Source organism: Methylobacterium sp. ap11 (assembly GCF_900110515.1).
Classification (GTDB): domain Bacteria; phylum Pseudomonadota; class Alphaproteobacteria; order Rhizobiales; family Beijerinckiaceae; genus Methylobacterium; species Methylobacterium ajmalii.
The window spans coordinates 218,289-225,566 of sequence record NZ_FOEB01000011.1 but is presented as its reverse complement, the minus strand read 5'-3'; the positions used below and the strand labels follow the sequence as shown (position 1 = coordinate 225,566).

The 7,278-nt window shown below is 69.0% G+C and carries 8 protein-coding genes; 2 read left to right on the top strand and 6 right to left on the bottom strand.

The features are described 5' to 3' along the window. Window positions 1-261: transposase family protein (locus BMX97_RS18100; protein WP_143074645.1), on the bottom strand; the 261-nt coding region annotated here is incomplete at its 3' end. A gap of 214 nt (window positions 262-475) precedes the next feature. On the opposite strand from BMX97_RS18100, the gene BMX97_RS18095 reads away from it, so the two are divergent. Next, on the top strand, window positions 476-1,477 hold the full coding sequence (locus tag BMX97_RS18095) for an ABC transporter substrate-binding protein (RefSeq protein WP_091752729.1): 1,002 nt from the start codon (window positions 476-478) through the stop codon (window positions 1,475-1,477). Window positions 1,478-1,591: 114 nt separating this feature from the next. On the opposite strand, the gene BMX97_RS18090 is transcribed toward BMX97_RS18095, so the two are convergent. Together BMX97_RS18090 and BMX97_RS18085 are read right to left on the bottom strand one after the other, a co-directional pair. Next, window positions 1,592-1,927, bottom strand: coding sequence for a hypothetical protein (locus BMX97_RS18090; protein ID WP_091752728.1), 336 nt, complete (start codon window positions 1,925-1,927; stop codon window positions 1,592-1,594). Between the two features lie 239 nt (window positions 1,928-2,166). Beyond that, window positions 2,167-2,481, bottom strand: a complete 315-nt coding sequence (locus BMX97_RS18085; RefSeq protein WP_060846822.1) for a hypothetical protein — start codon at window positions 2,479-2,481, stop codon at window positions 2,167-2,169. A 347-nt stretch (window positions 2,482-2,828) separates the two neighbouring features. Here BMX97_RS18085 and cysS point away from each other — a divergent pair, with 347 nt between their 5' ends. Further along, the gene (cysS, locus tag BMX97_RS18080) at window positions 2,829-4,208 is read left to right on the top strand and encodes a cysteine--tRNA ligase (RefSeq protein ID WP_091752727.1); all 1,380 of its coding nucleotides are present in this window, start codon (window positions 2,829-2,831) and stop codon (window positions 4,206-4,208) included. 42 nt (window positions 4,209-4,250) lie between these two features. On the opposite strand, the gene BMX97_RS33330 is transcribed toward cysS, so the two are convergent. The 3 genes from BMX97_RS33330 to BMX97_RS18065 all read right to left on the bottom strand — a co-directional run bounded on the left by BMX97_RS33330 (window position 4,251) and on the right by BMX97_RS18065 (window position 6,916). Next, window positions 4,251-4,475, bottom strand: a complete 225-nt coding sequence (locus BMX97_RS33330) for a DUF1737 domain-containing protein (RefSeq protein WP_091752726.1) — start codon at window positions 4,473-4,475, stop codon at window positions 4,251-4,253. Between the two features lie 382 nt (window positions 4,476-4,857). Further along, a complete protein-coding gene (locus BMX97_RS18070) occupies window positions 4,858-5,244 on the bottom strand; it encodes a hypothetical protein (protein ID WP_091752725.1) in 387 nt (128 codons plus the stop codon). 91 nt (window positions 5,245-5,335) lie between these two features. Then, the gene (locus tag BMX97_RS18065) at window positions 5,336-6,916 is read right to left on the bottom strand and encodes a S8 family serine peptidase (RefSeq protein WP_177202269.1); all 1,581 of its coding nucleotides are present in this window, start codon (window positions 6,914-6,916) and stop codon (window positions 5,336-5,338) included. Between the last annotated feature and the right edge of the window lie 362 nt (window positions 6,917-7,278).

The following is a 7,278-nucleotide window of genomic DNA, read 5'->3' as shown; positions in this document are numbered from 1 at the left end:
GAAGAGGTCGGCGTCGAGCGCGTTGATGACGTCGTTGAGGGTATCGTGGGCGGGCAAGCCGCGCGCGTAAGGCAGAAAGCGACGCAGGAAGTCCAGGCGCTGGTCACCCCACAGCCGGATCTCGACGAAATCGTCCATGCCGCAGAGCGTGGCGCACAACACCAGCAGCAGGATCTCGGGCAGCGGGTAGATCACCCGCCAATGCTGGCGCGGATCCTCCAGGGCGGAGAAGTGGTCGAGGATCGACAGCGATGACGGCATGGGGCCTCGCAGAACGCCAAGCCCCAGGTGAACCACCATCCTCCGCCTCGCGCAGCCCAAACCCGCACCGAGGCTGAAGCGATTGCCCTGCTGACGGCGCCGTCACGGCTTGACGTTTCCGGGGTATTTCCAGACCCTGGCTCCCTGAACGGTTCCGGCGGGCGCCCGACTTGCGGCGCCCGGACACGGGCCGAGAACCAGGGAGCATTCGCCCATGCCGTTCCTCAGGCGCGCCGTCGGCGCGCTGGCCGTCGCGCTCGGCCTCGCCGCCCCCGCCGCGAAGGCCGAGACCGGAGAGGTCCGCTTTACCCGCCAGCCCGGCCTGATCTACATGCCGATGGTGCTGGCCGAGCAGCAGCGCCTGGTCGAGAAGCACGTCGCGGCCGCCGGCCTCGGCGACGTGAAGGTGAGCTGGGTCACGCTGACGAGCGGTGGCGCCTCGGTCGACGCGCTGATTTCCGGCAACGTCGATTTCGTCACCAGCGGCGCCACCAACCTGCTGCTCGCCTGGGACCGCACCCGCGGCGAGGTGAAGGGGCTCGCCGCCTCGGCCGGCGCGCCGATGCTGCTCGTCACCCGCAACCCGGCGGTGAAGACGCTGGCCGACTTCTCGGCCAAGGACCGGATCGCGGTGCCGACCGTGAAGGTCTCGGCCCAGGCCGTGATGCTGCAGATCGCTGCCGAGCGCCAGTTCGGCGAGGCCGGCCGCAACAAGCTCGACCCGATCACGATCCAGCTCGGCCATCCCGACGCGGTCGGCGCGCTGTTGGGCGGCACCAGCGAGGTCAACAGCCACTTCTCGCTGCCGCCCTACCAGCAGATCGAGCTGAAGGACCCGAAGATCCACGTCGTGCTCAACTCCTACGACGTGGTCGGCGGTCCCTTGAGCAACGCCATCGTGTTCGGCCGCGGCAAGTTCATGGAACAGAACCCGAAGACCACCGCCGCGGTGCTCGCCGCGATCGACGAGGCCAACGCGCTGATTCGCGACGACCCGAAGAAGGCGGCCACGCTCTACCTGGCCGCCACCAAGGAGAAATTCGAGCCCGACGAGCTCGTCGCGATGATGAAGCAGCCCGGCGTCGTCTTCTCGACCACGCCCTACGGCACGATGCTGCAGGCCGACCACCTCTCGAAGGCCGGGGTGCTGAAGAACCGGCCGAAGGAGTGGAAGGAGTTCTTCTACAAGGCGGTGCACGGCCAGCCGGGCACCTGAGAGAGGGGCGGCGCCCGATCGCGTTTGCGACCGGGCGCTGCTCCGGATCTCCGGTTCGGCCGCGTCGTCTTCCGACGAACCGGATCCCGCACCGTCGAAAGCATGCCCGGGCCGTCAGCGCGGCAGGATGTCGAGCCCGCCGCGGCCGAGGGTCGTCGCGCCGAGGTCGCATTCGGCCACGCTGTTGACCGGATACGCGACGGCACCGGAGGCCGAGGCCCCGCCGGTGCCGTAGCCGTAGGCGGTGCGGCCCCAGCCGCTCGCGGCCCGCACCGGGCGGGCGCCCGGTCGCGGGTAGGGGCCGACGACGTCGTGGTCGAACGGGGTCCAGAGCCGGCAATCGTAGCCGGGCAGGCCCGGGACGAGCGGGCCCACGGGGGCGCGGTCCCGCGGAGCGGCGAGCGCCAGGCTCGGCAGCAGGGCCGCGACGATGACGATGCTTCGGATCATGCCCCGGTCCCTCCGCCGTCCCGGCCGTCGGTCTTCGAGGTCCGAGATAGGCCGATCCGGGCGGCGTGCCAGCGGATCGTGGCGGTGCCGGACGACGCGCGCATGTCAGGCTCTTCGAGGCTCGCGGTCACCGCGTCGTTCCGGGGCCGCGGATGCCGCAGGATCGTCCGATCGGTGTTCCGCGTCGCGTCCCGTCGCCGGCCTTCCGTCCCCCGCGCGGCCCGCCTCTGTGAAAAGAATCAGTCGCGGCAGGTGATCCGGATCGGGCGGTCGGAGGGCTTCACCGCGGGGGCGGCCTCGATCGCGCCGGTATAGTCGTCCTGGGCGGCGATGCCGTAGGAGGCCGACTTGGCGTAGCCCTGCGACTCGCACCAGGCATCCGCCACCACCTGGCCGCACTCGCCGCCGGTGGTCAGGCACTCGGCGACGCCGTAGCCGTCGCTCGAGGGGATCAGGAAGGTCTTCTCCACGCCGGGCGTCTGCGATGCGGCGTGCGCCGGGAGGGCGGCGGCCAGGACACCGAGGGCGCTGAGGACGGCGAGGGTGCGACGCATGGGGCAAACCTTCTGAACGGAGCCGTCGGCATCCGGCTCCGGCCCGACACTGGGCGGGGGTGGTAAACAATCTCTCTACGCATCGTGCGAGCGGGACGATTACGCAGGGTCCGGACGGGGCTTGGCCCCGGCGGCGTCTGCCTTCTCGAATTGCTCACGGAATTGGGCTAACCCGGATCGGCGCTCCCGGGCGTCTCACCCGTGCAACAGGCGGCCGCCGCGGTCGCCGGGGCGCGGCGGTCCCGGGGGTGGTCCGGCCGGGCCCGAAGCCCGGCCCGGCAACGACTTAGAACCTTGGCCGGCGCGTCCCGCGGCGCCCCGGCCCACTCTCCTCCCGCAGGTGTTTCATGGCCTCGCTGTTGCGCCTCTACAACACGCTCTCCCGGGCCAAGGAGCCGCTCCGGCCGATCGATTCGGGCCGGGTGCGGATGTATGCCTGCGGCCCGACCGTCTACGACGCGGCCCATATCGGCAACGCCCGGCCGCTGATCGTCTTCGACCTGCTCTTCCGGCTGCTGCGCCACCTCTACGGGGCCGACGCGGTGACCTATGCCCGCAACGTCACGGACGTGGACGACAAGATCAACGCCCGGGCGGCGGAGCGCGGCATCACCATCCGCGAGCTGACCGACGGGACGCTGGCACAGTTCCACGACGACATCCGCCGTCTCGGCATCCTGCTGCCCGACGACGTGAACGTGCCGGGCCGCCCGCCCGCGATGATCGAGCCGCGGGCGACCGACCACATCGTCGAGATGACGGCGCTGATCGACCGGCTGGTGGCCGCCGGCCACGCCTACGTGGCCGAGGACCACGTGCTGTTCGACGTGCCCTCGATGCCCGATTACGGCGCCCTGTCGCGCCGTCCCCTCGACGAGATGGAGGCCGGCGCCCGGGTCGACGTGGCGCCCTACAAGCGCTCGCCCCTCGACTTCGTGCTGTGGAAGCCTTCGAAACCGGGCGAGCCGTCCTGGCCCTCGCCCGGCGGGATCGCGGTCGCGGGCCGCCCGGGCTGGCACATCGAGTGCTCGGCGATGGCCTGGAAGCACCTCGGCGAGACCTTCGACATCCATGCCGGCGGCATCGACCTGGTGTTTCCCCACCACGAGAACGAGGTGGCGCAGACCCGCTGCTGCTTCGGCACGCCGGTGATGGCCAACCTCTGGCTCCACAACGGCTTCCTGCAGGTCGAGGGGGAGAAGATGTCGAAGTCGCTCGGCAACTTCGTGACGCTGCGCGAGGTGCTGGCGGACTGGCCCGGCGAGGTCGTGCGCCTCGCCATGCTGCGCACCCATTACCGCCAGCCGATCGACTGGACCCTGCGCGGCCTCGAGGAGGCGAGCCGCACCCTCGACCGCTGGTACGAGGCCGCCGGCGACGCCGAGCCCGGGCCCACCCCCGACAGCGTGCTCGAGCCGCTTCTCGACGACCTCAACACCCCGGCCGCGCTCGGCGAGGTCCACCGCCTCGCCGACCCGGCCTCGCTCAAGGCCGGCGCCGGCCTGCTCGGGCTCCTCGGGCAGACGAAGTCCGCCCGCGCCCAGGCGGCGGTGGCGGCCTCCGGCGTCGACGCGGCGGCGGTGGAACGGCTCATCGCCGAGCGCAAGGACGCCCGGACCCGCAAGGACTGGGCGGAATCCGACCGGATCCGCGGGGCGCTGACGGCGCTCGGCGTCACGGTGAAGGACAACAAGGACGGGACGACGAGCTGGACGGTGAACCCGTAGCCCGAGACCGGCTCGGCCGGCCCCTGGCCGGCCCTTGCCCCATCAGGCGTGCGGGGTGGCGTCTCCCGGCGCCTCGGCTGCGACCGCGGACGGCCAGACCACGGCCTGCGCCACGATCACGTCCGTGCCGTTGAAGGTGCAGGCGGGCGAGCCGTGGAGCCGGTAGCCGAGCGCCAGCGCCTCCGAGATCCGGCGGCAGAAGTTGGCGTCGTCCTTCCCCGTGATCAGGCGGTAGGGCAGCATGTCGTTGGGGGGCTTCGTGTCCAAGATGCGCTCCTCGTGATCCGTGCGCCGAGCGGGCTGCTCCGCTCCGCCCCCGTACCATGCGGTCGCGTCCCGGGTAGCGACGCCCGTGTGGCGACGCGATCGTGGCATGATGGCGATAGACCGCATGGCAGCCCTGGATCGGTACCCAGGATCCGGCGCCGAGGCACGGATGGGGCTGCCTCGTCGGCCGAGCCGCCCTCCCAAGCCCGGTCGTGCCACGGAGCGGGAGCAACTCGCCGCGGGCTGCGCCACCCTTCGTCCGGTGAGAGAGCAGGGGCCGTTCGGCATCATCGCCCGATCGCGGTACGATCGGGCGATGATGCGGGTTTTTGATTTCGCGGAATGTCCCGACGATCCGGCATCCGTCCCGTCGGACACCGCTCTAGCGGTGCACGTTCGGCCAGATGGCGAGCACGGTCGGAAGCGCGGCGATCCTGCTCAGCTCGTTTCCCGTCGCATCCAGGATGAAGGACCGGGACGACGCCAGGAACCTGTCCGGCTGCCGTCCGAGCGCGTCCGTCAAGGCGCGCCGGATCTCCGCGACTTTCGCTTCCATGGTCGAGCCGGCTGCGGAGGATGGCACGATGCTGAAACGTGCCTGTTGTGTGCCCATGCGGCCGCCACCCGACGCCGCAACTTGAGGTACAGGCAAGTCGACTTCAACGATCACCGTCGTTGGTTCTACATCGGAATGCAGGGCGTGATCGCGCAACTCCTCCGAGCGGATCTTGCCCAGACTGATCGGCATCGCCTCGGAATTCATCTGCATGTGCGATCTCCGTCGAGAACAAATTTCGCGCGTCACACGGTTTTGCTCCCGTTCGATGAACAAACCTTGAATCACGGCCCGGTTCCTTCCGTCAATAGCCGAGATCTTTCGCGAACCCGATCGCCCGCAAGACATCGAGGCGCCCAAATCCGAAGCGATGATCCTGCCCTGCCTCGCCGAGTTCTTCGGCCGAGCCCGTCAGGAGATCTTGTATGACGAATGCGCGTTCGTGATCTTTGACGGTGTCCTTGATATCGGTCGCGCTCAGGAGAAGTGCAACGGCGCCCGCGACGTGCGGAGCCGCCATTGAGGTGCCGTTCAGGTGTCGCCACTCCCCGTTGGGGGCCGCCGACAGGACGGCGACCCCGGGAGCCGAGATGTCGGGCTTGGAGTAGACCAGCGGCAGGGTGTCGACCGGGAAGAACGGGGACTTGCGGATCGCCTGCGTCCGGCCGCCGCTGAAGCCGGCGGCCCAGCTCCGGTAGTCGGTCGCGCCGACCGCGAAGGCGAACAGGTCGTTCCCCGGGGATCCGCTGGTCTGGCTGCCCTCGTTGCCGATCGCTGTGACCACCGGGATGCCGACCCGCAGCGCGTTCAAAATCGCGCTCGTATAGGTGCTCGGCACGTCGGGCCCCCAGATCAGGCCGCCGAGCGACATGTTGATCACGTCGACGCCCTGGTCGATCGCCCAGTCGATGCCGGCCAGCACCTGCGCGTCCGTGCCGCCTTTCGCCCCGCTGATGACCAGGGCCGCGGCGATCTCGGCCTCCGGCGCCACGCCGATCCACCGGCCGCTCGCGTTGCCGCCGACGATCGTGCCCGCACAATGCGTCCCGTGGCCGTCGGGATCGTGGGGGGTGGACTTGACGATCTGCGCGCCCTTGGCGTCGAACTCGGCCCATGCGGTGATCTTGCCGGCGAGATCCGGGTGGCCAGCGTCGACGCCCGTGTCGAGAAGGCCGACCTTGATGCCCTGGCCGCGGCATCCGAACGCCCCCCAGACCGCGAGCGCGCCGATCATGCGGATGCCCCAGGCGCTGACCTTGTTGTCCTCGACCGATTGCGGCAGCTGCTTGGGCGTCACCATCGGCGGCACCAGGAGCTTCCGGTTGAGATAGACTCCCTCGATGCCCTCGGCCGCATCCGCGTCGATCAGCTTCGGAAGCTCCTTGTCCCTCATGCGGACCAGGAAGCTGCCGGACGTCCAGAACGCCCGCGGCTGTGGGGCCGCCGGCCTGCGCCCCCGGCCGGACCCGGTGGCGAGGCTGTCCTGGATGACCGCGGATTGCATCAGCGGGCGCATGGCGTTGAGATTGTGCTCCCGCAGGTTCCGCAAGGCCTGCGGACGTTCGGTGCGACGGGCCACCTGCGCCGCGAGGCTCTGATCCTCCAGCTGGGATCGTTTCAGCGCGGCACTGGCCCGCCGTCCCCTCGCTGCGGTCCGTTTCGATGCCTCCTCCAGCAACTCCCGCCGGATCGGCAAGACGTCCCGGGGCGAGGTCGACAGGCTGCGCCGTTGAAGTGCCTGCGCGACCGTGGTCACGAGTTGCTGATCGTTACTATCTGGCAGGCCCGCCTTGATGATCACTTCGTGAACGTCCTCGTCGTTGTTTCGGCGGATGAACTCGATCTGCTCCCTGACGTAGGCGCGGCGATCCGACTCTCTTGCCAATTGCTCTCTCCCTCCGTGCATTCGGCACGGATGCGCGACATTACAGATTGTTTTATGATTGGATTTGTTGTGAGCGTCGAGTCAATATTCAGAAGGCGTAGAAAACTGTTTTTCAAATAATACAATACAAAATAATAATTGAGGCTTATCCAAGCATGCCATGTCGCATACGGCATGCCTCAATCGAAGATCTCTCGTTCTTCAGATCGTCACGGGTGCAGCGATCGATTTCGACGGCATCATCGATCGGGTGATGCATGATCACGGGGCGCACGCGAAAGATCGCGCGGATCCTCGCCGACGAGCCGGCCGGGGTTCGTCTCCGCCGAGCCGTTCGCGGCATCGGGCGCCGCATCGCCGAC